This window comes from Segatella copri (assembly GCF_051861805.1).
Taxonomy (GTDB): Bacteria; Bacteroidota; Bacteroidia; order Bacteroidales; family Bacteroidaceae; genus Prevotella; species Prevotella copri_M.
In genome coordinates, this window is the sequence record NZ_CP146520.1 from 2414100 (window position 1) to 2439130 (window position 25031).

Here is a 25031-nt window from a genome sequence, read left to right on the forward strand (position 1 = left end):
TCTGATTTTATCTTAATTTGGGTGCAAAGTTACGAAAAAATATTTGTATATCAATGTTTTATTGGCAAAAGTTACTAATTTTTAGTTAAAAAAGGGGCTCTTCTTTGTTATTTTGCAGAAAAGTCTTACTTTTGTAGGCTGAATTGGCACCAAGAGGGGCTGATCAAGACACAAGATAGCAACAAAACAAGAAATGAAACAACAGAATAATAAAGGTAATTTCAGTAAGCACAGCAACAATGCTTACGGCTATGGCAACCCCAACGAATACGACCACTACAAGGTGGAGAAACCAGCACAGCTGTTGGAGTGGCTGATGGAGAACGTGAAGGGTCCTAGCAAGACCAAGGTGAAGCAAACCTTGCAGGGTAGGGGAATCAAGGTGGATGGAAAGACCATCACCCAGTTTGACTACGCCCTGAAACCGGGCATGAAGGTGAGCGTAAGCAAGACCAAGAAGAACCAGGAGGTCTTCAAGAGCAGATACATCAAGATTGTTTACGAAGACCGCTACATCATCGTAGTTGAGAAGAACGTGGGTATCCTCAGCATGGCTGCCGGTCATTCTACGCTCAACGTGAAGACCGTATTGGATGATTACTTCCACAAGACCCGCCAGAACTGTCAGGCTCACGTGGTTCACCGACTCGACCGCGACACCTCGGGTCTGATGATCTACGCCAAGGATAAGCAGACCGAGCTTGCCCTGGAGGATGACTGGCATCATAACGTTTACGACCGCCGATATGTGGCCCTGGTTTCCGGAGAGATGGAGGAAGATGAGGGAACCGTAGCCAACTGGCTGAAGGATAACAAGGCTTATATCACTTATGCCAGCGATACGGACAATGGCGGCAAGTACGCCGTTACCCATTTCCATACCCTGCAGCGCACCACCGAGCATTCTCTGGTGGAATATAAGCTGGAGACGGGTAGAAAGAACCAGATTCGTGTGCATACTGCCGATATGGGACACCCGGTTTGTGGTGACATTAAGTATGGTAATGGCGATGATCCATGCGGTCGTCTTTGCCTGCATGCTTATGTGCTCTGCTTCTACCATCCGGTAACCCATCAGCCGATGGAGTTTGAAACGCCGATTCCTAACGAGTTCGTCAGAGCGATGAAGGAAGACAGCAAGCCTTTCGACGAAAGAGGAAAAAAGTCATTTGATGAAAGAGGAAAGAAGCCTTTTAATGCAAATCGCAAGCCATTCAGAAAGGAGGGGCGCAATGGATAATTTCCTTTATTATGCTTTTGCATTGGCGGCTCTGGTAATTGGAATCGTTGTCTTGAAGAAGGTTGCCACCTGCATGATCAAGATGGTGGTAGGCTCCATTATGGTTTTGGTGCTCCTGGCCATTTATTGGCTTTACATTTCATGATGAAAATACTCTGATAAAAAGCTCAGATAAAAACATTCTAATAAAAAATAAGTCCGGTAAGAATCAAGCCATGCTTGAACTTACCGGATTCCTTTTTTCTATCCTTTTACCTTGATAACTATTTCTTCATCAATTAGAGGATGGTCTTCACAGCCTCCAACATACCCTTCTCCTGGATGAGGTCGAGATCCTTCTTAACCAACTCTGTCAAGCCAGGAACAGTCTCGTTCAGATTCTCATGCCAGATGTAGTCGAAGCCGAGTACACCCTCTGCCACCTTCTGGGTGTCGCCAGTAGCCCAAAGCTCAGTCAGCTTGTCCATGATCTTCTGGTCGTCGTTTGGCTGGATAGGAGCACCGTCCTCACGAACACCACCCTTATAGTAAGTGATGATGGCAGCAAGACCGAATACCAATCCCTGTGGCAACTCACCCTTACGCTCCAAGTAAATCTTCACGCCTGGGAGGTCGCGAGTCTCGAACTTAGGGAATGAGTTCAGCATGATGCTGGTTACCTGGTGGTCAACGAATGGGTTCTCGAAACGCTCCAATACGTCAGAAGCGAACTTCTGAAGCTCGTCCATAGGGAGATTCAATGTCTGCATCAACTCCTCGAACTGTACCTTGTGGATGTACTTGCCCAATACTGGGTGCTCGCAAGCATCGCGAACGATGTTTACGCCGCTGAGGTATGTAACAGGGCTCAATACAGTGTGAGGGCCATTCAGCAAAGTAACCTTACGCTCGTGGTATGGCTTCTCGTTGTCTGTGATGAGAACGTGAAGACCAGCCTTGTGAGCAGGGAACTCCTCCTGCATCTGCTCTACAGTCATATTCTCAGCCTTCTCGATTACCCAGAGGTGGAAGCTCTCAGCCTTTACTACGAGGTTGTCCTTGTAGCAAACCTTCTGCTGGATTTCCTTGATGGTGTCGCGTGGAAAGCCAGGAACGATACGGTCTACGAGTGTAGCGCAAACATAGCAGTGGTTGGTGAACCACTCCTTGAAGCCCTCGTAGTCAGCACCCATGTCTTCCTTCCAAAGCTCGATATACTGGTAGATGCACTCCTTCAGGTGGTGACCGTTCAGGAAGATCAGCTCACATGGCATCAGGATCATACCCTTAGTTGGGTCGCCCTCGAAGAACTTGTAGCGGTGGAACAGCAACTGAACCAACTTACCTGGGTAAGAAGCAGCAGGAGCATCTGTGAACTTGCAAGAGTCATCGAATGCAATACCTGCCTCAGTTGTGTTAGAGATGATGAAACGCATCTCTGGCTGCTCAGCCAAAGCCATGAAAGCCTGGTTCTGAGAATATGGGTTCAGTGCACGGCTGATTACGTCGATACGCTCCAATGTATTGATTGCCTGGCCGTTCTCCTTACCCTGAAGGTTTACGTGATAGAGGCAGTCCTGACCGTTCAACCAGTCAACCATACCGCCAGCCAAAGGCTGAACTACAACGACAGAACCGTTGAAATCGGTCTTCTTGTTCATGTTCCATACAATCCAGTCAACGAATGCACGCAAGAAGTTACCCTCGCCAAACTGGATGATTTTCTCTGGCGCTACGCTCTTAGGAGCAGTGCGCTTGTTCAATGCTTTAAGCTCTTTCATGATTTATTATTTTGTCTGTTATTTGTTTTAAAATTAGTATACTTTTAAATTATACATCTATTTCTTTCTCTTTAATAAATGTTGTATAGAGATCAGATTTTCATATCTTTCTGAAATCTGATGCAAAGGTATAAAAAATATCGGTAGATTGTACCTCAAAACAGCAAAATTCGTGCGTAAAGGTTTACGCTGGGAAAGCAAAAAAAAGAGCATGATGAAATAGAGAGGGTGAATGATGAAAAAAGGGATGATGATGAAAATGAGGGAGTGAATAATGAAAAGGGGGGATGAAAGAATAGGAGAGCGAGATACGGGAGTCGAACCCGCCTCACAGGCTTGGGAAGCCCGTGCACTACCGATGTGCTAATCTCGCAATAAGCGTTTTGTAGTGCTATATTTATAAACCTAATAGATATAAGGAGCCACGAGCGGGACTCGAACCCGCGACCCACGCATTACGAATGCGTTGCTCTACCAACTGAGCCATCATGGCTTTTTTCTCTTTTAGCGGATGCAAAGGTAATGAATATTTTTCAATTGATGAAATGATTTCCGAAAAGTTTTCATGTCGTTAACTATCATTAACAAAAGAACGAGCCGACTATCACTAGCCAGCTCGTTCCTCGTAGACTGGCTTCCGCTGAAGCACACCGAGAAACTTGGAATTTTCCATTCCAAGTCCTTTTAAAACTTTTTTCTAAAATTTTTCTTTATATCTTTTTTCTATTTTTTTTCTTTATATCATTTCATTTATTTCTTTTGAATGTCAATTCGTCTTTCTTCGCACTCTTCCCGATGCAGATGGTGTCGCCTGGCTGCAGGCTTTCTTCCATCAGCAGTTCGCAGAGTCCGTCTTCCACGTAGTTCTGGATAGCTCGCTTCAGTGGGCGAGCGCCGAATTGAACATCATAGCCCTTGGTTGCCACGAATTCCTTGGCCTTGTCGGTCATCTGGAAGCGGTAACCCTTTTCTTCCACACGTTTTACCAGCTTCTTCAACTCCAGGTCCACTATGCGCTTGATGGCATTGATGTCGAGCTGGTCGAAGGTGATAATCTCGTCGAGACGGTTCAGAAACTCTGGGGCAAACTGCTTGGCAAGGCTCTTCTGAACCACGCTTCTTGCGTATTCCTTGTCCTTCTCGCCGATAAGCGTACCCTCACCGCTCAGTCCGCCGGCATTGAAGCCCACGCCACGGCCAAATTCCTTCAGCTGTCGGGTTCCGGCATTCGAGGTCATGATGATGATGGTGTTCTTGAAGTCGATGAGTCGGCCGTTGCCGTCGGTCAGTCGGCCTTCGTCGAGCACCTGGAGCAGCAGGTTGAACACCTGGCTGCTGGCTTTCTCGATCTCGTCGAGCAATACGATGCTGTAAGGCTTGCGTCTCACCTTCTCGGTCAGCTGTCCGCCCTCGTCGTAGCCCACGTATCCCGGAGGCGAACCGATGAGTCGTGCCGTATTGTAGCCTTCAGCGTATTCGCTCATGTCGATGCGGAAGAGAGCATCAGCCGAACCGAAGAGTTCCTCTGCCAGTTTCTTGGCAAGATAGGTCTTTCCCACGCCGGTAGGTCCCAGGAACATGAACACGCCGATAGGGTGGTTCGGGTCTCGGAGTCCCATTCTGTTGCGCTGTATGGCTTTTACCACCTTATCTATAGCGCTATCCTGAGCAATGACCTCCGCCTTCAGCACATCAGCCATTTCCTTGAGTCGTTTGTTTTCCGATTCAGCCATGCGCTGCATAGGAATACCGGTCATTCGGCTGATTACGTCGGTCACTTCAGTCTCGCCAACCAGTGTGCGGTGGTTCGGGTCTCCGTGTTCCCATTTCTTTCGGATAACCTCAATGTCCTGCTCCTGCTTGGTCTGGCAGTCGCGCAGGGTAGCCGCCATCTCGAAATTCTGGCAAGCCACGGCAGCCTGTTTCTTGGCGACAATCTCGTTGAGCTTTTTCTCTGCCTCAATCAGTTCTTCCGGAACGGTGGCAGAATTGATATGGATATGTGAGCCCACCTCGTCCATCACGTCGATAGCCTTGTCTGGGAAGTTGCGGTCGTTGATGTATCTTTCGCTCAGCTTCACGCAGGCCTCCAGTGCCTCGTCGGTGAAGGTTACGTTGTGGTGCTGCTCATATTGTTCCTTGATGTTGCGCAGAATCTGCAGCGTCTCTTCCGGGGTAGTAGGGTCTACTATCACTTTCTGGAATCTTCTTTCCAGTGCTCCGTCCTTTTCGATGCTCTTGCGATATTCGTTCAGGGTGGTGGCTCCGATACACTGCAGGGTGCCTCTTGCCAGGGCTGGTTTCAGGATGTTTGCCGCATCCATCGTTCCCTCGGCGCTTCCGGCTCCAATCATCGTGTGAATCTCGTCGATGAAGAGGATGATGTCCTCGTTGCGTTCCAGTTCTCTGATGATGCCCTTGATGCGCTCCTCAAACTGTCCTCTGTATTTGGTTCCGGCTACGAGTCCGGCAAGGTCGAGGCTCACGATTCGCTTGTTGAAGAAGAGTGAGCTCTGGTCGCTGCCCTGCTTGGCGAGCAACAGAGCCAGTCCTTCCACGATGGCACTCTTGCCCACGCCCGGTTCGCCTATCAGCACAGGGTTGTTCTTCTTGCGTCTGCCCAGGATTTCAAGCACGCGGTTAATCTCCTTGTCTCTTCCAATCACGGGGTCGAGCTTTCCGCTCTTTGCCGCTTTGGTAAGGTCGAAACTGTATTTGTCGATGGTTGGCGTGTTCGATTTCGTGGTTTTCGATCCGGCACCGATTATGTTGGTCTTGTTGTTGCCCATGTTGTTGCCCCCACGGTTTCCCCGGTTGGAATCAGCATGCTCGTCGCTGAAGTCGAGTGGTTCCTCGTCCGGGTCCATCAGGTCGCCTTCGTGGTTCTGTATGTCAGTGTCACCCGCAGCGATGATGTCGCCGTCGGTTTCCTTATCCGTCAGTTCCCCGTTTTCTTCAGTTGCGTTTTCAACTTCCTGGGTGCGCTTATAGTTTTCCACCTCCTGGTTCAGCTTGTTGAGCTTGTCCTCAATCTCGTCGTGGTAGCCAGAAAGGTAGTCAAAGAGTCTGCTGTAAGTGAGTCCTTGTGTAATGAGCAGCTTGGCAGGGTCGCTCTGCTCGTTTTTCAGGATGGCGAGCAGCAGGTGGATAGGTTCCACCATGGCCGAATGTCCTGAGCAGAGACGTGCCTCTATGAGCGAATCGCTGATCACGGCAGAAGTCTCCCTGTTGTAGGTCAGTCCCTTGCCCAGTTTCCTTTTGTCAGTCTCCGGTTCATCTCCCTTCACGGATACTTCCTCCATCACCTTCTCCTGAGAGTCATAGAGAGTGGAGCGTAATACGTCCGCATTGATTCCGAAGTGGTCAAAGATGTCGTTCACCTGCTTGTTGTTTGCGTGCAGTATTCCCAACATCAGGTGCTCTGTGTTCACCTGACTTCTCAACATGCGGCTTGCTTCCTTGCCGCTGAAGTTGAGCACATCGTTGATATGTTGAAATGGATTTTGCATGTTTTATATGTTTATATTACAATGCAAAATTACACAATATTTTGGTATTATGCAAGAGTTTGAGCAACTTTTTAACTTATTTAATATACAATAAATGCTAAAATATCATTTTTTTTCGGCTTCGAAGCATTTTGTTTCATTTATTTTTTGTACCTTTGTCGGTGTTTTCGGAAGCACAAAACGGCTTAGAACGCAAATAAATGCCCTTAAACGCGATTTTTCGCTTTTCGCAGGCGGGTGGTGAAACGCCATGCGGACGTCAGAATCCTGATGGCTGGGGCAGATGATACAATTCACTATATAGATAAGGTATAAACATTATTAATATAAGAAATGGACGAAAATCAGACAATGGATCATGATAGAATCATGAAGATCAACATTGAGGAGGAGATGAAGTCTAGCTACATCGACTATTCTATGTCGGTGATTGTGGCTCGTGCCCTCCCTGATGTGCGCGATGGTTTCAAGCCTGTGCATCGCCGTATTCTTTACGGTATGCTCGGTATTGGAAACACCAGTGACAAACCTTATAAGAAATGTGCGCGCGTGGTAGGTGAGGTGCTCGGTAAGTACCACCCTCACGGCGACTTTTCTGTATATGGTGCCTTGGTTCGTATGGGTCAGGAGTGGAACATGCGTTACACCCTCATCGACGGACAGGGTAACTTCGGTTCCGTGGATGGTGACTCTCCTGCGGCGATGCGTTACACTGAGTGCCGACTCTCGAAGATGGGTGAGCACATCATGGACGACCTCGACAAGGAGACCGTGGATATGATGAACAACTTCGACGACACCCTCCAGGAGCCTTCCGTGATGCCTACCAAGATTCCTAACCTGCTGGTAAACGGCGGTAACGGTATTGCCGTGGGTATGGCTACCAATATCCCTACCCACAACCTGGGCGAGGTGATTGACGGATGTTGCGCCTACATCGACAACCCTGACATCGATACCGACGGATTGATGCAGTATATCCCAGCTCCCGACTTCCCTACAGGTGCCACCATCTACGGCATCCAGGGCGTGAAGGACGCTTATGATACGGGTAGAGGAAGAATCGTGGTGCGCGCCACTGCCGAAATCGAGACTGGCGAGAACCACGACAAGATTGTAATCACCGAGATTCCTTACGGCGTAAACAAGGAGCAGCTCGTTATGGCGATTGCCGACCTTGCCAAGGAAGGCAAGGTTGACGGCATTGCCAACGTAAACGATGAGTCTGGCCGTCAGGGTATGCGCATCGTGGTAGACGTAAAGCGAGATGCGAATGCCAACGTTCTCTTGAACAAACTCTTCAAGCTGACCGCCCTGCAAAGCTCATTCTCAGTGAATTGCATTGCCCTGGTCAATGGCCGTCCACGTCTCTTGTCCCTGAAGGAATGCGTGAAGTACTTCGTAGACCATCGTCACGACGTAACTATCCGCCGCACCCAGTTTGAACTGAAGAAGGCGCAGGAGCGTGCTCATATCCTCGAAGGACTGATCATCGCCTGCGACAACATCGACGAGGTGGTTCACATCATCCGTGCCAGCAAGACTCCATCCGATGCCCAGCGCAACCTGGAGAAGCGATTCGAGCTGGATGAACTGCAGAGTAAGGCCATCGTGGATATGCGATTGAGCCAGTTGACCGGCCTGCGCCTGGAACAGTTGCACAACGAGTTCAACGAGTTGATGAAGACCATCGACTACCTGAATCAGATTCTCAACGACCCAGAGCTTTGCAAGAAGGTGATGAAGGACGAGCTCAACGAGGTGAAGGAGAAGTATGGTGACGCTCGCCGCACCATGATCAAGCCAGACGACCACGAGTTCAACCCAGAGGATTTCTATCCTAACGACCCAGTGGTCATCACCGTGAGCCACCTGGGATACATCAAGCGTACTCCATTGTCTGAATTCCGTGAGCAGGCTCGCGGTGGTGTAGGTGCCAAGGGAGCCCGCACTCGCGACAAGGACTTCACCGAGTATATCTATCCAGCCACCATGCACCAGACCATGCTGTTCTTCACCAAGAAGGGCCGCTGCTACTGGCTGAAGTGTTACGAGATTCCTGAGGGCGACCGCAACTCTAAGGGTCGTGCCATCCAGAACCTCCTCAACATCGAGAGCGATGACCAGGTGAATGCATTCCTCCGCCTCAGAGGCTTGAACGACGCTGAGTTCATCAACAGCCATTACGTAGTATTCGCTACCAAGAATGGTACGGTGAAGAAGACCAGCTTGGAAGCATACTCCCGTCCACGTGCCAACGGTGTGATTGCCATCAACATCGTAGAAGGCGATGAGGTAGTAGATGTTCGCCTGACCAATGGTCACAACGAGCTGATTCTCGCCAACCGAAATGGCCGTGCCGTTCGCTTCAATGAGGACCAGATCCGCACCATGGGCCGTACCTCTACCGGTGTTCGCGGTATGCGCCTCGATGAAGGCGACGATGCTGTGATAGGTATGATTGTTGTCAACGACCCAGAGCGTGAGACCGTGATGGTAGTGAGCGAGCAGGGTTACGGCAAGCGTTCAGACGTGATTGACTACCGTGTAACCAACCGTGGCGGTAAGGGTGTGAAGACCCTCAATATCACCGATAAGACTGGTCGCCTGGTAGCCATCAAGAACGTTACCGATGATAACGATCTGATGATTATCAACCAGAGCGGTATCGTGATTCGCCTTGCCGTTGCCGACTGCCGCGTGATGGGCCGTGCCACCCAGGGAGTCCGTCTCATCAACCTGTCGAAGAAGAACGATGTCATTGCCAGCGTATGCAAGGTGATGAGTTCAGAGCTCGAAGCTTCGGTAGAAGAAGAGAGCCGTTCGGCATGGGCCAAGAAGAGCGAGGAGATAGAGAACGATACAGTGGGCGCCAAGACAGCCGAAGAGGCAGCCGAGGCAGAAGCTGAATTGGAGAATCATGAAGACGAGAACGTTCAGGAGTAACATCCTGAACACTCGTTCACTTAATATTGAAGACGCGTAAAAAATCAATAACAACTTTTAAACTTTAAAGAGAAAATGAAAAAGTTAATCGTAGCTGCTATGATGGTACTAGGTGCCACATCAGCATTTGCAGGTGACAGTGATGCACTTAAGGCTGTCATGAAGGCTAAGACTTACGCTGAGGCAGAGGCATTGCTGAAGCAGAACCTGGGTCAGTTGGCTAACGACGCAGAGAAGGCCAAGGCCTACAACAAGCTCGTTGACCTCGGTATGAAGGCTTACAACGACCAGCAGAGCATCATGCAGACCAACCAGATCATGAAGAAGAATGATCCTATCGACGAGAACGCAATGAACGAAGGCGCTTACAATGCGCTGATGAATGCCATTGAGTGCTACAAGTATGATCAGCTTCCTAATGCCAAGGGTAAGGTAGCTCCTAAGTTCGGTAGCAACGCTGCCCGCGTTTGGGCTGCTCGTGTTCAGCTCGTCAATGCAGGTCAGACTGCAGCGCAGAACAACAAGGCTGATGAGGTTTTGAAGTACTGGGGTGCTTTCCTCGATACAGATTCAGAGCCTCTCTTCGCCGGCATCGACGCTAAGCAGAAGGATGGCGAGAAGGAGTATATCGGTCAGGTAGCTCTCTTCGCTGCACGCTATGCTTATCAGGCTAAGGATGCAGCCCGTTGCGAGAAGTATTGCGACATCGCCATGAAGAGCGAGAAGGAGGCAAAGGATGCCCTCAACCTCAAGCTCTATGTAATGAAGGACGGTTTGAAGACTCATGCCGACTCTCTGGCTTACGTAGACAAGCTCAAGGGTCTCTATGCTCAGGACGAGAACAACGAAGTAATCCTCGACGGTTTGAACTCTATGTATTCTTCAATGAAGATGGAGAAGGAGCAGGAGGCACTTCTGAACGCAGCCATCGCCAAGAACCCTAGCAATTTCGTTGCACTCGCCAACCTGGGTATGATGTATATCCAGAAGAACGATGCTGACAATGCCATCAAGAACCTGAAGCTGGCTCTTGCTGCTAAGCCAGACAACGTAACTGTGTTGACCTACCTCGGTGCTTGCTACAACAGCAAGGCTGGTGCTTTGCAGGATCCTAACGGTCGCAAGGTAGTTTACAAGGAGGCTGTCAAGGTGCTCGACAAGGCTAAGGAGCTCGACCCAGAGAAGGCTCAGGCTAACTGGGGCTACACACGTTACCAGGCTTACTACGGCTACTATGGTCCTACAGCTGCAGAGACCAAGAAGGCTGAAGAGGAGAGCAAGTAACAACGGGTGTGAACTCTTTTTGAAATAACTGAGATGCTCCGAGAAGAGTCGAACGACTTTTCCCGGAGCATTTTTTATTCTCAGGTGAAATCATTCTTGAATCTTGAAATGATTCTTTAAACGTGAACTTATGATGAACAAAGGACTTTTATACGTTTTCGCCCTGGCTGGCACCATCATCCTGCTGTTTCTTGCCAATCTGGCATGGGGCAGCGTCAGCATCCCGTGGCGGGAGGTCATGGCGATTCTCTCGGGAAATTCAGCCGATTCCTCCTCCGAAACTTTCCGTTACATAGTTTTGGAATCCCGTCTGCCGCAAGCCATCACGGCATTGCTTTCGGGTGCAGCCCTTGCCACGAGCGGACTGCTTCTCCAGACGGCGTTCCGTAATCCCCTGGCGGGTCCTGACGTCTTCGGCATCAGCAGCGGAGCCGGTCTGGCAGTTGCCGTAGTGATGCTTGCCTTTGGCGGCACCATTTCGCTGGGCGATTGGGGCATGGGCTTTCTCGATACTGCCGATGGGGTGGCTGTCGGCGGTTTCCTTGCCATCCTGCTGGCTGCCTTTGTGGGGGCGATGCTGGTGATGGGAGTCATCACGTTCTTTTCAGCCATCGTTCGCAGTCATACGGTGTTGCTCATCATTGGTCTGATGATAGGATATCTTGCCAGCAGTGCCATCTCGCTGCTGAATTTCTTCAGCACGGCAGAGGGTGTGAAATCCTATATGGTTTGGGGCATGGGAAGTTTCGGCAATGTCTCGATGGGAGAGGTAAAATGGTTCATTCCCATTGCCATCCTCGGATTGCTGGCTTCTCTTCTGCTCATCAAGCCGCTCAATGCCCTGCTCTTGGGCGAACAGTATGCCGAGAATCTGGGATTTCGCATCCGCAGGCTCCGCATTGCCCTGCTGGTTGTTACGGGTCTTCTCACGTCGGTGGTAACAGCCTTCTGCGGTCCCATTGCCTTCATCGGTCTTGCCACTCCCCACATTGCCCGTCTTGTCATCGGCACGGAGAACCATCGCCGCCTGCTGCCAGCCACGATGCTCATGGGTTCCGTGCTTGCCTTGCTCTGCAATCTGCTCTGCACGCTGCCTTCTGATGGAGGGATCATTCCGCTCAATGCTATAACTCCGCTCTTCGGTGCTCCCGTCATCATCTATGTGCTGATTCGAAAATGACCGGAAATGACATACTGCGAAAATGATTCTAAGATATTTTATCTTTTTCCCACATCTTCATTAAAAAAATACTAAAAGATATGCGAAATCTCAAATATTATTCGTATATTTGCAGTGGTTTTCAGAGGTTTGTCTGTTTTCTAATGCAACACTAAAACAGATGATGCCAATGATGCTACATAATCCCGGACCTTCAGAGACCACCGGGACTCCTAAATATATTCTAACTAACAGTGTTGCTAGATGAAAAAAATGAAAATCAAAAGCTTTTTGATTGCGTCTTTGGCTGCATTCTCTCTTACAGCAGGCGCACAGTCGTTGTCGCCTAATACCAAGTGGCATTGGGACAAGGGTACTATCGTAGTGGAAACTCCCGAACGTCCTGCCGGACAGCAGAACGTATTGGGACTCAAGGCTCCAAAATTGCAGACCGTGCGCGTGGGATTCGTGGGACTCGGTATGCGTGGACCATGGGCGGTGATGAGATTCTGCCATATCCCTGGTGTTGAAATCGTGGCTCTTTGCGATTACGAGGAGGAGCGCGCTGAGAAATCGCAGGAATTCCTGCGCAAGCAGGGCTTGAAACCGGCTGCCATCTACAGCGGAGAAAAGGGTTACGAGGAACTGTGCAAGCGCCCAGACATCGACCTGGTTTACATCGCTGCCGACTGGAACCACCATTTCCCAGTGGCTCAGTGTGCCATGGAAAACGGCAAGCATACTGCCATCGAGGTACCTAGTGCCATGAACCTGGACCAGTGCTGGAGCCTGATCAACATGAGTGAGAAGACCCGCAAGCATTGCTTCATCCTGGAAAACTGCTGCTACGACTATTACGAGATGAACGCCCTGGCAATGGCTCAGGCCGGCGTGTTCGGCAACATCATCCGTGCCGAGGGCGCCTACATCCACTGCCTGGAAGACTTCTGGGATGCTTACTGGAAAGACCCTAATGATAACGACAAGGACAATCTGCACTGGCGCATGAAGTACAACATGGAGAACCGTGGTGATGTTTATCCTACTCACGGATTGGGTCCTGTGGCTCAGTGTCTTAACATCCATCGTGGTGATAGATTTACTACACTCGTGGCCATGGATACTGAATCTTTCGTAGGTAAGGACTGGGTTTCAAAGAAGAGCGGCAAGGAGTGCAAGGAGTACCGCAACGGCGACCATACCACTACCTTGATGCGTACAGCCAAAGGTAAGGTGGTGGAGATTCAGCACAACGTGATGACTCCTCAGCCATACAACCGACTGTTTAAGTTGACCGGTACCAAGGGTTACGCTACCAAGTATCCTACCGAGGAGTTCGCCCTTTCAGGCGATGCATTGAAGGGAACAGGCGCGCCTCAGATGGATAATCTCAATGCTCACGGTTTCATGAACAAGGAGCAGAAGGCTGCACTGGTGAAGAAATACTATCACCCAATCTTGAAGAAGTATGGTGAACTGGGCCGTCAGATGGGTCACGGAGGTATGGACTTCATCATGGATTCCCGATTGGTTTACTGCCTGCAGAACGGTTTGCCTTTGGATATGGACGTTTACGACTTGGCTGAGTGGTGCTCGCTGGCAGAGTTGGGTGCCATTTCTATGGATAACAACTGTGCACCTGTAACCTTCCCTGATTTCACCCGTGGTTTCTGGAACAAGGAGCAGGGGTACAAGCATCAGTATGCTTCTCCAGCCGACGAGGCTGCTACCGAGGCTGCCGCTGCTGCCTACACCAAGGCTCAGAAGGAAGCTACCGCCAAGTATAATCTGTGGAAGCTCTATGATGCAGTGGCTGCTGCCAAGAAGGCAAACAACGCCAAGGCCGTAAAGAGTGCCACAGCCAAGTACAACAAGGCAGTGGCTGCTGCCAAGAAGGCGATGGTTGCCAAGAAATAAGGATGATTATGACATAAAGATAATCATCAGAAAATTAGAATTATCAAGAAAAGTTTGCTTCCTGGAAGAATTTGGCTCCCAAGAAGCAAACTTATCGTAAACAACATAACTAAATGAATAGAACATATTTATTACTTTTGGCTGGAATGCTCTGTGCTCCAGCCGCCTGGGCCGACGGCACGCTGGGAGGATATTTCTACCAGCAGCAGGCTGCACCTACGGGATGGGAATGGCAAAGTCCTGATTCCGTGGCTGTTAACAAGCTGCAGCCGCATGCCTGGTTCTTCTCGTTCAGAAATATCGAGGAGGCAAGAAAGGTTTTGCCGGAAAACAGTTCCTACTGGAAATCACTCGATGGCATGTGGAAATTCCACTGGGCTCCGAATCCGGATGAACGTCCGAAGGATTTCTTTCGCACCGACTATGACGTGTCGAAATGGGACGACATCAAGGTGCCGGTAAGCTGGAACATGGCTGGACTGCAGAGAGACGGAAAGAACAAGTATGGAGATCCGCTCTATTCCAACCAGCGCGTCATCTTTCAGCACTCCTGGCAGCCGATGAACGACTGGAAGGGAGGAGTGATGCGTACACCGCCAAAAGACTGGATGACCTACCGCAACCGCAACGAAGTAGGTTCCTATCGCAGAACCTTCACCGTGCCTGCCGACTGGAAGGGACAGGAAATCTATCTCAACTTCGACGGCGTGGATTCCTTCTTCTATCTCTACATCAACGGCAAGTATGTGGGCTTCTCGAAGAACTCCAGAAATCTGGCAGAATTCAACATTACACCTTATTTAAATAAGAAGGGAGAAGAGAACACTGTGGCTGTAGAAGTTTATCGCCATTCCGACGGATCCTTCCTCGAAAGTCAGGACATGTTCCGCCTGCCGGGCATCTTCCGTACCGTGGCGCTTACCGCCAAGCCTCAGGTGCAAATCAGCGACATCAAGGCGATTCCAGACCTGGACGACACCTATACCAACGCCAAACTGCATATTACAGCCCAGCTTGAGAACCTCTCCAAAAAGGCCATCAAGGGCTATACTATCCAGTATTCGCTCTACGCCAACCGCCTTTATTCCGACGAGAACACCCTGCTCAGCGGCGTTGCCGCATCGGCTAAGCTGGAAGGCAAGCTGAAAGCAAAGGACGAAATCAGTCTCGAAGCTACACTCGATGCAGCCAACAAGGTGAACCTCTGGAGTGCTGAGGCTCCTCACCGCTACACTTTGGTGGGCGAACTGAAGGACGCCAAGGGCAGAACCGTTCAGACATTCTCTACCTACGTAGGTTTCAGAAAGGTGGAAATCAAGGATACGCCTGCCGATAAGGACGAGTTCGGACTTGCAGGAAGATACTACTATCTGAACGGACAGCCTATCAAGCTGAAGGGCGTAAACCGCCACGAGAACAATGTTCAGACAGGACACACCGTGAGCCGTGAACAGATGGAGCACGAGGTGTTCCTGATGAAGCGCGGCAACATCAACCACGTGCGCAACTGCCACTATCCTGATGCGCCTTACTGGTACTATCTGTGCGACAAGTACGGCATTTACCTGGAGGACGAGGCAAACATCGAGAGCCATCAATATTACTACGGCAAGCAGAGTCTTTCTCACGTTCCTGAGTTCCGCAATGCCCATATCGCCAGAAACATGGAGATGGTTCACGCCACCGTAAACCATCCTTCGGTGGTTATCTGGAGCTTGGGTAACGAGGCGGGTCCTGGAAAGAACTTCGTAGATTGCTACAATGCCATCAAGGCCTACGATACCAGTCGCCCTGTGCAGTATGAACGCAACAACGACATCGTGGATATGGGTTCCAATCAGTATCCGTCCATCGCCTGGGTGCAGGGAGCCGTTCAGGGCAAGTATAATCTGAAGTATCCGTTCCACATCTCGGAGTATGCGCATTCCATGGGCAACGCCTGCGGTAACCTGATAGATTACTGGGACGCTATCGAAAGCACCAACTTCTTTATGGGTGGAGCCATCTGGGACTGGGTTGACCAGGCGCTGAACAAGCAGGATCCTGCCACAGGAAAGACCTACTGGGCCTACGGCGGCGACTTCGGAAAAGACAACAAGCCTAACGACGGTATGTTCTGCATGAACGGAATCATGCGCCCAGACCTTACGCCTAAGGCTCAGTACTACGAGGTGAAGAAGGTTTACCAGAACGTGGGCGTCAAGGCCATCGACATGAAGCAGGGACAGATTGAAATCTTCAACAAGAATTACTTCGAGCCGCTGAAAAACTATCAGATCGTCTGGTCGCTCTATCAGGACGGCGTATGCGTGAAGAAGAATCAGCCACTGCAGGGAGCCAAGAACATCGTGGGTCCACGCGAGAAGGGCATCTACACCTTGCCTTACGACTATGCGAGTCTGGACCCAAAGAGCGAGTACTTCGTTACCATCCAGTTCCTGCTGGGCAAGGACATGCCTTGGGCTTCCAAGGGCTATGTTCAGATGGAGGAGCAGTTGAGAGTGAAGGGTGCCGATGTTGCCGCTCCGTCTATCGCTGCCGTTACCAAGGGGGGCAAGGCGATGAAGTATCAGCTGGATAAGGCGGCGAAGCGTGCCAATATTACGGGCGAGAACTTCCAGGTGGCTTTCGATTTGAACACCGGTGCCATCTACAGCCTGAAGTACGGCAACCAGGTAATCATCAAGGATGGCAATGGTCCTCAGCTGGATGCTTACCGTGCACCTACAGATAACGATGCTGGAATCGGCTACCACAATGCATGGTTCCGAAACGGCTTGTATGACCTTCAGCACGTGGTGAAGAGCTGGACTTGCACGCCTAACAAGAAGGATGGAACCTACAAGCTCGACTTCACCGTGGAAAGCCAGGGCAAGGAAGGATGCGATGTGAACTATGGCAATCGCGACCGCGACCCAGAGTCTTGCTACAATTTCGAGAAGAACAAGCACGCCTTGACTGATGCTGACCTCAAGTTCACTTCCCGTCAGATCTACACCATCTACAAGGACGGTTCCATCGAGATGCAGAGTGCCATCGGTGCCAACCGCTCGAAGGTGATTCTGCCTCGCATCGGTTATTCTATGGTTTTGCCAAGCGAGCTGAATCAGTATGATTACTACGGCCGTGGACCGGTGAACAACTATAACGACCGCAAGACCAGCCAGTTTATCGGTTGGTACCACAGTCCGGTGGCAGAGCAGGGCATCATGCTCCCTAAGCCTCAGGCACAGGGCAACCGCGAGGAGGTTCGCTGGTGCGCCGTTACCAACAGTCAGCAGCAGGGCGTCGTGTTCATTTCAGACAGCACCATGTCTGCATCGGCTCTTCCTTGGAGCCAGCAGGAGTTGACTCTGGCAGCTCATCCATACCAGTTGCCTAAGAGCAGCGGAACCCATCTGCACCTGGATGCGAAGGTTACCGGACTGGGTGGTGCAAGTTGCGGCCAGGGTGGTCCGTTGACTCCAGATCAGGTACGCAGCACTCCAACCACCTTCGGTTTCATCATCCGTCCAGCCGTGAAATCAGAGCTGGGTAACCTGGTGAAGGTTTCTGCCACGGGCAGAGAGATGGCGAAGGAGATGATGAAGCAGATGAAGCAGAACCAGCAGAGCGCCGGTTTGCAGATAGCCTTTGCTTCGAGCCAGGAACCAGATGAGGGCGATGCGTCTTACTTGGTAGATGGCGATCCTTCAACCTTCTGGCACACGATGTATTCCATCACTTTGGCGAAGTACCCTCACTGGGTAGACTTCGATTCCGGTAAGGAGAAGGTTATCAAGGGCTTCACCTATCTGCCTCGCCAGGATGGTTCGCTGAACGGCTGCATCAAGGATTACGAGATTTACGTAAGCAACGACAACAAGAACTGGGGCAACCCTATCTTGAAGGGTAAGTTCGAAAAGAGTGCCAAGCTTCAGAAGGTGATGTTCGGCAAGCCGGTGAAAGCCCGCTACGTTCGCCTGCGCGCCTTGAATGAGCAGAACGGACAGGATTTCGCTTCTGGTGCAGAATTTACGCTGGTTACGGAATAATCATGATTGGTTGCAAATAATCAATTATATTTCAATAAAATAAAAAGAAGAGGCTGATGCGATGTGCACCAGCCTCTTTTTATTGAAGTATTTTATTTTTAAAATTCCGTCTTAAGGATTCACCACGTTGATTGGTTTTCCGTTGATGAAAGCCTCAACATTGGCAGCCACCTGCTTGTTCAGTCGCTCGCGTGCCTCGTAGGTTGCCCAGGCTATGTGAGGAGTGAGATAAGCATTAGGCTCATTAAACAGCGGATTCTCCTTCGAAGGAGGCTCCTGTTCCATCACGTCAGCACCATAGGCACCCAGACTTCCGACATGGAGGGCAGCAGCAACGGCAGCCTCATCTACCAATGCTCCACGTCCCGTATTGATCAGGATGGCCGTATCCTTCATCTTCTCAATGTTCTCGGCATTGATGAAATGATAGGTATCATCAGAAAGCGGACAATGCAGCGAGAGAATATCGCTCGTAGAAAGCAATCCCTCCTTGCTTACCTTCTGAATCCACTCAGGCAGGGAACTGGATGGCTTGCTGGTGCAGGCACAGATGTTCATACCAAACTGGCGGGCGATGTTGGCCACCTTCATTCCGATATTACCCAGTCCCATGATACCGAAGGTTTTGCCGGCAAGCTCCATCAATGGGGTGTCCCAATAACAGAAATCCTTGTTGTTCGCCCAACGCTCGTTGCGGTTCTCCTGGGTGTAATGCTCTACGCGGTTGGTAATGGCAAGAATCAGTGCGAATGTCATCTGTGCCACACTATCCGTGCTGTAAGCCGGAATGTTGGTTACGATGATGCCCAGCTTCTTTGCTGCCTCGATGTCCACCACGTTGAAGCCCGTAGCCTGAATACCGATGTACTTCAGTTTTGGAAGTTGCGCCAGGGTCTCTGCATCCATCTGCACCTTATTCAATAAGATGATGTCTGCATCCTTGGCACGCTCCACCTTTTCCTCGTCAGAGGTTCGTGGATAAACCACCACCTCGCCAAGCTGCTCCAGGCGATGGTAATCCAAATCGCCTGGGTTGGCTGCATATCCGTCTAAAATTACAATCTTCATCTTATATCTATATAAGTTATATTATTCATTCATCAGATAGTTCTTGAACGAAGCGAAGTCCTTGGTCATCTGGATGCTCTTCTTCTCGCCCTTCATGAACTCTGCAAGGCGGGCTGGAATCTCGATGTCTGTTCCGAGAATGCTGTCCACCTTCTCCTTGAACTTAGCTGGGTGAGCAGTTTCCAGGAACACACCTACCTCGCCTGGCTTCAACTGCTCCTTCAATGCCTGATAACCGCAAGCACCATGAGGGTCAAGTACATACTTGGTTTCGTTGTAGCACTTCTTCATGGTGTCTGCAATCTGATCATCCTTATAGGTTGCACCACTGATGTAGGCAGCAATGGCATCGTGGTCGCCCTTGTAGAGGTCGTAGATACGGGCGAAGTTAGATGGATCACCCACATCCATGGCATTGGCGATGGTCTGCTTGCTAGGCTGAGGATTGTACTTGCCAGTCTGCAGATACTCGTAGAAGATGTCATTGGCGTTGTTGGCTGCGATGAAGCGATGGATAGGCAAGCCCATCTCATGACCGAAGAGTCCGGCTGTGATGTTGCCGAAGTTGCCGCTAGGTACACAGATTACCAACTTGTCGGCCAAACCCTTCTCCTTCATGCGGGCGTAGGCGTTGAAATAGTAGAATGCCTGAGGCAGGAAGCGGGCCACATTGATAGAGTTGGCAGAAGTCAGCTTCATGTGCTTGTTCAGCTCCTCGTCCATGAACGCAGATTTTACCAGCGCCTGGCAGTCATCGAACACGCCATCCACCTCAAGGGCAGTGATGTTCTGACCGAGGGTAGTAAACTGGCTCTCCTGAATCTTGCTCACCTTGCCCTTTGGATAGAGCACGTAAACATGGATTCCCTCCACGCCGAGGAAGCCATTGGCTACGGCAGAACCCGTATCACCCGATGTTGCTACGAGCACGTTCACCTCCTCCTTGCCTTCCTGGCGTACGAAGTACTGAAGCAGACGGGCCATGAAACGGGCACCCACATCCTTGAAGGCGAGGGTAGGACCATGGAACAACTCCAGCGAGTAGATGTTTGGCTCTACCTCAACCACTGGGCAGTCGAAAGCCAGGGTGTCATAAACAATCTTCTTCAGTGAATCAGCATCCACATCCTCGCCGAAGAAGGCGTCAGCTACCTTGTAGGCAATCTCCTGGAAGCTCAGCTTCTCGATGTTGTCGAAGAAGTCCTGTGGCAACTTCTTGATGATTTCTGGCATATAGAGACCACGGTCTTCTGCCAAACCCTTAACTACCGCCTTGTGCAAATCGGCGATTGGTGCTTTCTTATTTGTTGAATAATATTTCATTTTTTTACTTTGAACTTTGAATTTTGAACATTGAACTTTATGATTAGCCTCTTTGCTTGAGAGAGAGTGTGGCTATCATTAAGTTCTTGATTTTTAATTAATTGCCATAAATGCGTTCATGAAGTCCTGCAACTGCAGCAAGCCGTAGCTTCCGCTCACGCAACTCTCCTCATCGTATTTCTCTACGCTATCCGGCTCAATGCCTGGATAATAGATGATGAAAGGCACCGGCTCCTTTACGTGGGTGCGAATCTCCACAGGAGTAGGGTGGTCAGGCAATACGGCGATGCAGACTGGCTCATCCCAGGTGCTTACCTCGTCGAAGATAGGCTGGATGAGGCGCTGGTCGAGATTCTCGATGGTCTTGAGCTTCAGCTCCAGGTCGCCATCATGTCCAGCCTCGTCGCTCGCCTCTACGTGAACATACACGAAATCATCGCCATCCTTCAAGGCCTGGATAGCCGCAGCCGCCTTGCCCTCGTAGTTGGTGTTGGCAAGACCCGTAGCCCCCTCAACGATGATGTTGCGGAGACCTGCATAATGACCGATGCCACGAATCAGATCTACTGCCGAAATCACGGAACCCTTCTTAATCTGCGGATACATCTGCGAGAGGGTGAGCATGTGCGGACGGTAACCGCCGCCCCAAGGCCAGATGATGTTGGCCATGCGCTCGCCACGCTCCTTGCGTGCCACGTTGAAAGGATGGTTCTCCAGAATCTCCTGACTCTTCAGAATCAGTTCGTTCAGAAGGTCGGCAGTCTGCTGTGCACTCATGCGATACTCGTCGCTCAGTGTGCCGCCATTCTCAGCCACATCCTCGGCAGGAGTCTTGTCGCTGTTGCCGGCAAGCAGAGCAGCATCAACGCCTTCCATCGGCTTCACGAGCAGGGGTTTCCATTCCTCGTTCGGATGGTCGTGAGGAGGTGCGCAATCCACATACTTGTTACCGCCCTTGATGATAAGCAGATGGCGATACTGGATGCCCGTGATAAACTTCACGATGCCCGGATATTGGCTGGCGAGCTTCTCGTTCAGATACTTGATGAGCACATCAGCGTCTTCCGTCTCCAGGTTGCCGCCGTTGTGGGTTACGATGATGCCGTCGTTCACATTGATGATGTTGCAGCGCAGGGCGAAATCGTTCGGACTCATCTCGTAGCCGATGCTGGCAGCCTCCAGCGGTCCGCGTCCCTCGTAAACCTCATTCTGGTCGTAGCCCATGATTGAGCTGTTGGCTACTTCAGAACCCGGATGGAAACCATCTGGCACGGTAACGAGTCTTCCTGTCTTGCCCTTCTTGGCAAGCATATCCATATAGGGTTTGTTGGCGTACTGAAGCAAGGTCTTGCCACCCAGTCTTTCCACTGGGTGGTCGGCCATGCCGTCGCCTAAAATGATAATATGCTTCATAATTGTTATCCTTTATTGATTGATACGACTGAATTATACGTTGGCGATACTCATGATGTTGGCGAATACACCGGCAGCAGTTACGCTGGCTCCGGCTCCGTAGCCCTGAATCATCATAGGGTACTCCTTGTAGCGCTCGGTGGTGAGCAATACGATGTTGTTGCTTCCCTCCAGGTTGTAGAACGGATGTTCTGGGCCCACAGCCTGCAGGCCAACAGAAGTCTTTCCGCCATCGAGAGTGGCAACGAAGCGCCAGCGCTTGTGCTCTAGGTCGAGGGTCTTTCGCTTGGCCTCGAAGTCAGCATCGAGCTTAGGAAGTTTCTTCCAGAACTCATCAATGCTTCCCTTGAAGAACTCATCCGGTACGAAGAGATTCTTCTCTACATCTTCCTGTTCTATGCGGTAGCCTGCCTCACGGGAGAGGATAACGAGCTTGCGAATCACGTCCATACCGCTGAGGTCGATGCGTGGGTCTGGCTCACTGTAACCCTTCTCCTTTGCCAGTTTAACGGTCTCTGAGAATGGAACCACGCTGGAGATGGCGTTAAAGATAAAGTTGAGCGTTCCCGAGAGAACTGCCTCAATCTTAAGGATTTTATCACCAGAGTTGCGCAGATCGTTGATGGTTCCGATGATAGGCAGACCAGCACCTACGTTGGTCTCGAAGCGGAACACCACGCCACGCTGGATAGCTGTCTTCTTCAGCTTCTCGTAATTCTCATATTCGCTAGAAGCCGCAATCTTGTTGGCAGCAATCACACTCACGTTGTGCTCCAGCAGACTCTGATAGAGGGAAGCCACATCCTTGCTCGCCGTACAGTCTACGAATACGCTGTTGAAGATGTTCATCGCGAGAATCGTATCGCGGAGCAACTCCGGACTGCTAGGAGCCGACTGCTTCAGCTCTTCCTGATAAGACTCCAGGTTGAGTCCCTCGCGGTTGAAGATGGCATTCTTGGAAGAAGCAATACCCACCACGTTCAGCTTCAGCTTGCTGCGCTCCATGAGGTCGGCATACTGATTCTTGATCTGTTCGATGAGCTTACCGCCCACGGTACCCACACCGCAGATAAAGAGGTTGAGCACCTTATATTCTGAGAGGAAGAAACTGTCGTGCAACACGTTGAGCGACTTTCTCAGGTAATCGCTCTTCACTACGAAAGAGATATTGGTCTCAGAAGCACCCTGTGCGCAGGCAATGACAGAAATACCGCTACGTCCGAGCGTACCGAAGAGTTTACCGGCAATACCGGCAGCATGCTTCATGTTTTCGCCCACGATGGCGATGGTAGCCAGTCCGCACTCAGCGTGCATTGGGAACATGGCGCCGTCGGCAATCTCATTCTTGAACTCATTGTTCAATACGCTTACAGCCTCTTCCACATCCTGCTCACGCACACCGATAGAGGTGGAGTTCTCGGAAGAAGCCTGAGAAACCATGAACACGGAGATGCCCTCGTTGGCGAGAGCGGTGAAGATACGGCGGTTCACACCAATCACACCCACCATGGAAAGACCGGTGACGGTGATAAGGGCGGTTCCGTTGATGGAAGAAATACCCTTGATAGGCTTCTGGTCGGCATCAATCTTGTTCTTGATGATGGTACCCGGAGCATCAGGATTGAAGGTATTCTTCACTCTGATAGGAATATTCTTGACGCAAACTGGGTAGATGGTAGGAGGGTAGATGACCTTTGCACCAAAGTTGCAAAGCTCCATCGCCTCAACGTAACTCAGTTCGTTGATGGTATATGCAGATTTGATAACACGTGGATCGGCAGTCATGAAGCCATCCACATCCGTCCAGATTTCGAGCACCTCGGCATCCAGGGCAGCAGCAATGATGGCTGCGGTGTAGTCGCTGCCACCACGACCCAGGTTGGTGGTACGTTCCGTGTTTTTGTCGCGGCTAATGAAACCCGGTACGAGAGAAATGCGAGGCAGCTCGGCAAAGGTTTCCTTCACCAGCTTGCAGGTCAGCTCGCTGTCCAGAGTGTGCTTGCCCTTGCCGTTGATGCGCTCGGTCTTGATAAAGTTGCGTGAATCAAACCATTTGGCGCCACGAATCAGGGTGGCAACAATCTTAGAGCTGAGTCGCTCTCCATAACTCACGATGGCATCCTGAGTCTTCTCGCTGAGGTCGTGGATAAGATACACACCGAAGTAGATGCTCTTCAACTGCTCGAAGAGGGCATCAACTGCTTTAAAAAGATTTTCTCTGTCTGTTGTGTCGGTGATGATCGTATCTATCATCTTGTGGTGGCGATCAACCATGGCGTCGAATTCGACTCTCCACTGTTCATCACCCTTGAGGGCAAGCTGGGAGGTTTGCAAGAGTTTGTCCGTGATTCCGCCAAGCGCGCTCACGACAACCACTACACTCTGTTTCTTAGCCTCATTTTCAACGATACGTTTCAAGCTGAGGATGCTTTTTACGGAACCAACTGATGTTCCGCCGAATTTTAATACTTTCATACGTTATTGAATTTTGCGTTGGTAATGTAATGCCACCCCCGAAACGACCGGGGCCGTAGCAAAACTTGAGGGCAAAAGTACGAATTTTCTATCAAACTGCCAAAGAAATCAATGAAAAAGTGGCAGATTGTAGATAAAAAACCTTGTTTTTCGAAGATTTACAGACATTATCGTCTTCTATACATTATTATATTATAAGGGATGCAGAAAAATATTCCGAAAAAGTTTGGAGGTTTCGGAGAAAATCCGTAATTTTGCGGATGGTTTTAAAACAAAAACAGATAGAACAAAAATAGATAGAAGTATAAAGAATGAAGTATTTACTGTTTTCAGATATCCATGGCTGCTTGCCAGCCCTGGAGAAAGTGCTCGATTTCTTCGAGCAGGAGAAGTGCGACATGATGTGCATTATGGGCGACATCATCAACTATGGTCCCCGCAACCGCATTCCCGAGGGCATCGACCCTAAGGGCATCGTGGAGCGGCTGAATGCCCTGGCTGACAAGATTGTTGCCGTGCGTGGTAACTGCGATGCGGAGGTAGACCAGATGCTGCTCGATTTCCCTATTATGGAGACTTACGTCCTGCTGGTAGACAATGGCAAGCGCTATCTCTTGACCCATGGCCACGTATATAATAAGGAGAACATGCCAAAAGGTCCATACGACTGCATCATCTACGGCCATTCCCATCTCTGGGAACTCTCGCATAACGAGGAGGGTCAGGGCATCGTGAACACGGGCAGCATCACCTTCCCGAAGGGCGGAAATGTGCCAACATTCGCTACTTTGGAGAATGGAAAATTCACCATGTATCATCTGGATACGTGCGAAGTGCTGGCAACAATGGAAGTGTAAGCTTGTTACTCGTCACTTTCATCAAGCTAATCATAAAGTTCAAATT

At 50.3% G+C, this 25031-nt stretch carries 14 protein-coding genes and 2 tRNA genes; 8 read left to right on the plus strand and 8 right to left on the minus strand.

The features are described 5' to 3' along the window. Window positions 1–193: 193 nt before the first annotated feature. Together V8Z93_RS09390 and V8Z93_RS09395 are read left to right on the plus strand one after the other, a co-directional pair. Window positions 194–1240 carry an RluA family pseudouridine synthase gene (locus V8Z93_RS09390; RefSeq protein WP_256624721.1) on the plus strand — a complete coding sequence of 349 codons (1047 nt, stop codon included), beginning with the start codon at window positions 194–196 and terminating at the stop codon, window positions 1238–1240. Continuing rightward, window positions 1233–1385 (plus strand): sulfate transporter, encoded by a 153-nt coding sequence (locus V8Z93_RS09395; protein WP_203038479.1) that lies wholly within the window; start codon window positions 1233–1235, stop codon window positions 1383–1385. The genes V8Z93_RS09390 and V8Z93_RS09395 overlap by 8 nt, the downstream gene beginning before the upstream one ends. A gap of 133 nt (window positions 1386–1518) precedes the next feature. On the opposite strand, the gene V8Z93_RS09400 is transcribed toward V8Z93_RS09395, so the two are convergent. The 4 genes from V8Z93_RS09400 to V8Z93_RS09415 all read right to left on the minus strand — a co-directional run bounded on the left by V8Z93_RS09400 (window position 1519) and on the right by V8Z93_RS09415 (window position 6509). Next, window positions 1519–3000 (minus strand): tagaturonate reductase, encoded by a 1482-nt coding sequence (locus tag V8Z93_RS09400; protein ID WP_117663341.1) that lies wholly within the window; start codon window positions 2998–3000, stop codon window positions 1519–1521. 302 nt (window positions 3001–3302) lie between these two features. Beyond that, a tRNA-Gly gene (locus tag V8Z93_RS09405) sits at window positions 3303–3373 on the minus strand. Between the two features lie 47 nt (window positions 3374–3420). Beyond that, window positions 3421–3493, minus strand: a tRNA-Thr gene (locus tag V8Z93_RS09410). Between the two features lie 253 nt (window positions 3494–3746). Beyond that, window positions 3747–6509: an ATP-dependent Clp protease ATP-binding subunit gene (locus V8Z93_RS09415; RefSeq protein WP_439431342.1), complete on the minus strand. Its 2763-nt coding sequence runs from the start codon at window positions 6507–6509 to the stop codon at window positions 3747–3749. Window positions 6510–6842: 333 nt separating this feature from the next. On the opposite strand from V8Z93_RS09415, the gene gyrA reads away from it, so the two are divergent. The 5 genes from gyrA (at window position 6843) to V8Z93_RS09440 (ending at window position 17849) form a co-directional block, all read left to right on the plus strand. Beyond that, window positions 6843–9455 (plus strand): DNA gyrase subunit A, encoded by a 2613-nt coding sequence (gyrA, locus tag V8Z93_RS09420; protein ID WP_439431343.1) that lies wholly within the window; start codon window positions 6843–6845, stop codon window positions 9453–9455. A gap of 75 nt (window positions 9456–9530) precedes the next feature. Beyond that, window positions 9531–10739, plus strand: coding sequence for a hypothetical protein (locus tag V8Z93_RS09425; protein ID WP_439431344.1), 1209 nt, complete (start codon window positions 9531–9533; stop codon window positions 10737–10739). A gap of 133 nt (window positions 10740–10872) precedes the next feature. Continuing rightward, complete coding sequence (locus V8Z93_RS09430; protein WP_439432847.1) at window positions 10873–11919, plus strand: iron chelate uptake ABC transporter family permease subunit; 1047 nt, start codon at window positions 10873–10875, stop codon at window positions 11917–11919. Window positions 11920–12171: 252 nt separating this feature from the next. Then, entirely contained in the window at window positions 12172–13815 is a 1644-nt protein-coding gene (locus tag V8Z93_RS09435; RefSeq protein ID WP_203038475.1) for a Gfo/Idh/MocA family protein, read from the plus strand. A 113-nt stretch (window positions 13816–13928) separates the two neighbouring features. Continuing rightward, window positions 13929–17849 carry a glycoside hydrolase family 2 TIM barrel-domain containing protein gene (locus tag V8Z93_RS09440; protein ID WP_439431345.1) on the plus strand — a complete coding sequence of 1307 codons (3921 nt, stop codon included), beginning with the start codon at window positions 13929–13931 and terminating at the stop codon, window positions 17847–17849. Between the two features lie 111 nt (window positions 17850–17960). Here V8Z93_RS09440 and V8Z93_RS09445 read toward each other — a convergent pair whose 3' ends face one another. The 4 genes from V8Z93_RS09445 to thrA form a co-directional block, all read right to left on the minus strand. Further along, window positions 17961–18917 carry a D-2-hydroxyacid dehydrogenase gene (locus V8Z93_RS09445; RefSeq protein ID WP_439431346.1) on the minus strand — a complete coding sequence of 319 codons (957 nt, stop codon included), beginning with the start codon at window positions 18915–18917 and terminating at the stop codon, window positions 17961–17963. A gap of 21 nt (window positions 18918–18938) precedes the next feature. Continuing rightward, the gene (gene thrC, locus V8Z93_RS09450; protein ID WP_217764360.1) at window positions 18939–20240 is read right to left on the minus strand and encodes a threonine synthase; all 1302 of its coding nucleotides are present in this window, start codon (window positions 20238–20240) and stop codon (window positions 18939–18941) included. A gap of 93 nt (window positions 20241–20333) precedes the next feature. Continuing rightward, a complete protein-coding gene (locus V8Z93_RS09455; protein ID WP_439431347.1) occupies window positions 20334–21653 on the minus strand; it encodes a cofactor-independent phosphoglycerate mutase in 1320 nt (439 codons plus the stop codon). Between the two features lie 33 nt (window positions 21654–21686). After that, window positions 21687–24128 carry a bifunctional aspartate kinase/homoserine dehydrogenase I gene (gene thrA / locus V8Z93_RS09460; RefSeq protein WP_299332545.1) on the minus strand — a complete coding sequence of 814 codons (2442 nt, stop codon included), beginning with the start codon at window positions 24126–24128 and terminating at the stop codon, window positions 21687–21689. Window positions 24129–24439: 311 nt separating this feature from the next. Here thrA and yfcE point away from each other — a divergent pair, with 311 nt between their 5' ends. Further along, window positions 24440–24985, plus strand: a complete 546-nt coding sequence (yfcE, locus tag V8Z93_RS09465) for a phosphodiesterase (protein WP_439431348.1) — start codon at window positions 24440–24442, stop codon at window positions 24983–24985. Window positions 24986–25031 lie beyond the last annotated feature (46 nt).

Coding starts and splice junctions, on each gene's coding strand:
- V8Z93_RS09440 (WP_439431345.1), top strand. CDS start 13,929: ATGAATAGAACATATTTATTACTTTTGGCTGGAATGCTCTGTGCTCCA.
- V8Z93_RS09415 (WP_439431342.1), bottom strand. CDS start 6,509: ATGCAAAATCCATTTCAACATATCAACGATGTGCTCAACTTCAGCGGC.
- thrA (WP_299332545.1), bottom strand. CDS start 24,128: ATGAAAGTATTAAAATTCGGCGGAACATCAGTTGGTTCCGTAAAAAGC.
- V8Z93_RS09445 (WP_439431346.1), bottom strand. CDS start 18,917: ATGAAGATTGTAATTTTAGACGGATATGCAGCCAACCCAGGCGATTTG.
- yfcE (WP_439431348.1), top strand. CDS start 24,440: ATGAAGTATTTACTGTTTTCAGATATCCATGGCTGCTTGCCAGCCCTG.
- V8Z93_RS09430 (WP_439432847.1), top strand. CDS start 10,873: ATGAACAAAGGACTTTTATACGTTTTCGCCCTGGCTGGCACCATCATC.
- V8Z93_RS09395 (WP_203038479.1), top strand. CDS start 1,233: ATGGATAATTTCCTTTATTATGCTTTTGCATTGGCGGCTCTGGTAATT.
- gyrA (WP_439431343.1), top strand. CDS start 6,843: ATGGACGAAAATCAGACAATGGATCATGATAGAATCATGAAGATCAAC.
- V8Z93_RS09455 (WP_439431347.1), bottom strand. CDS start 21,653: ATGAAGCATATTATCATTTTAGGCGACGGCATGGCCGACCACCCAGTG.
- V8Z93_RS09400 (WP_117663341.1), bottom strand. CDS start 3,000: ATGAAAGAGCTTAAAGCATTGAACAAGCGCACTGCTCCTAAGAGCGTA.
- V8Z93_RS09390 (WP_256624721.1), top strand. CDS start 194: ATGAAACAACAGAATAATAAAGGTAATTTCAGTAAGCACAGCAACAAT.
- thrC (WP_217764360.1), bottom strand. CDS start 20,240: ATGAAATATTATTCAACAAATAAGAAAGCACCAATCGCCGATTTGCAC.
- V8Z93_RS09435 (WP_203038475.1), top strand. CDS start 12,172: ATGAAAATCAAAAGCTTTTTGATTGCGTCTTTGGCTGCATTCTCTCTT.
- V8Z93_RS09425 (WP_439431344.1), top strand. CDS start 9,531: ATGAAAAAGTTAATCGTAGCTGCTATGATGGTACTAGGTGCCACATCA.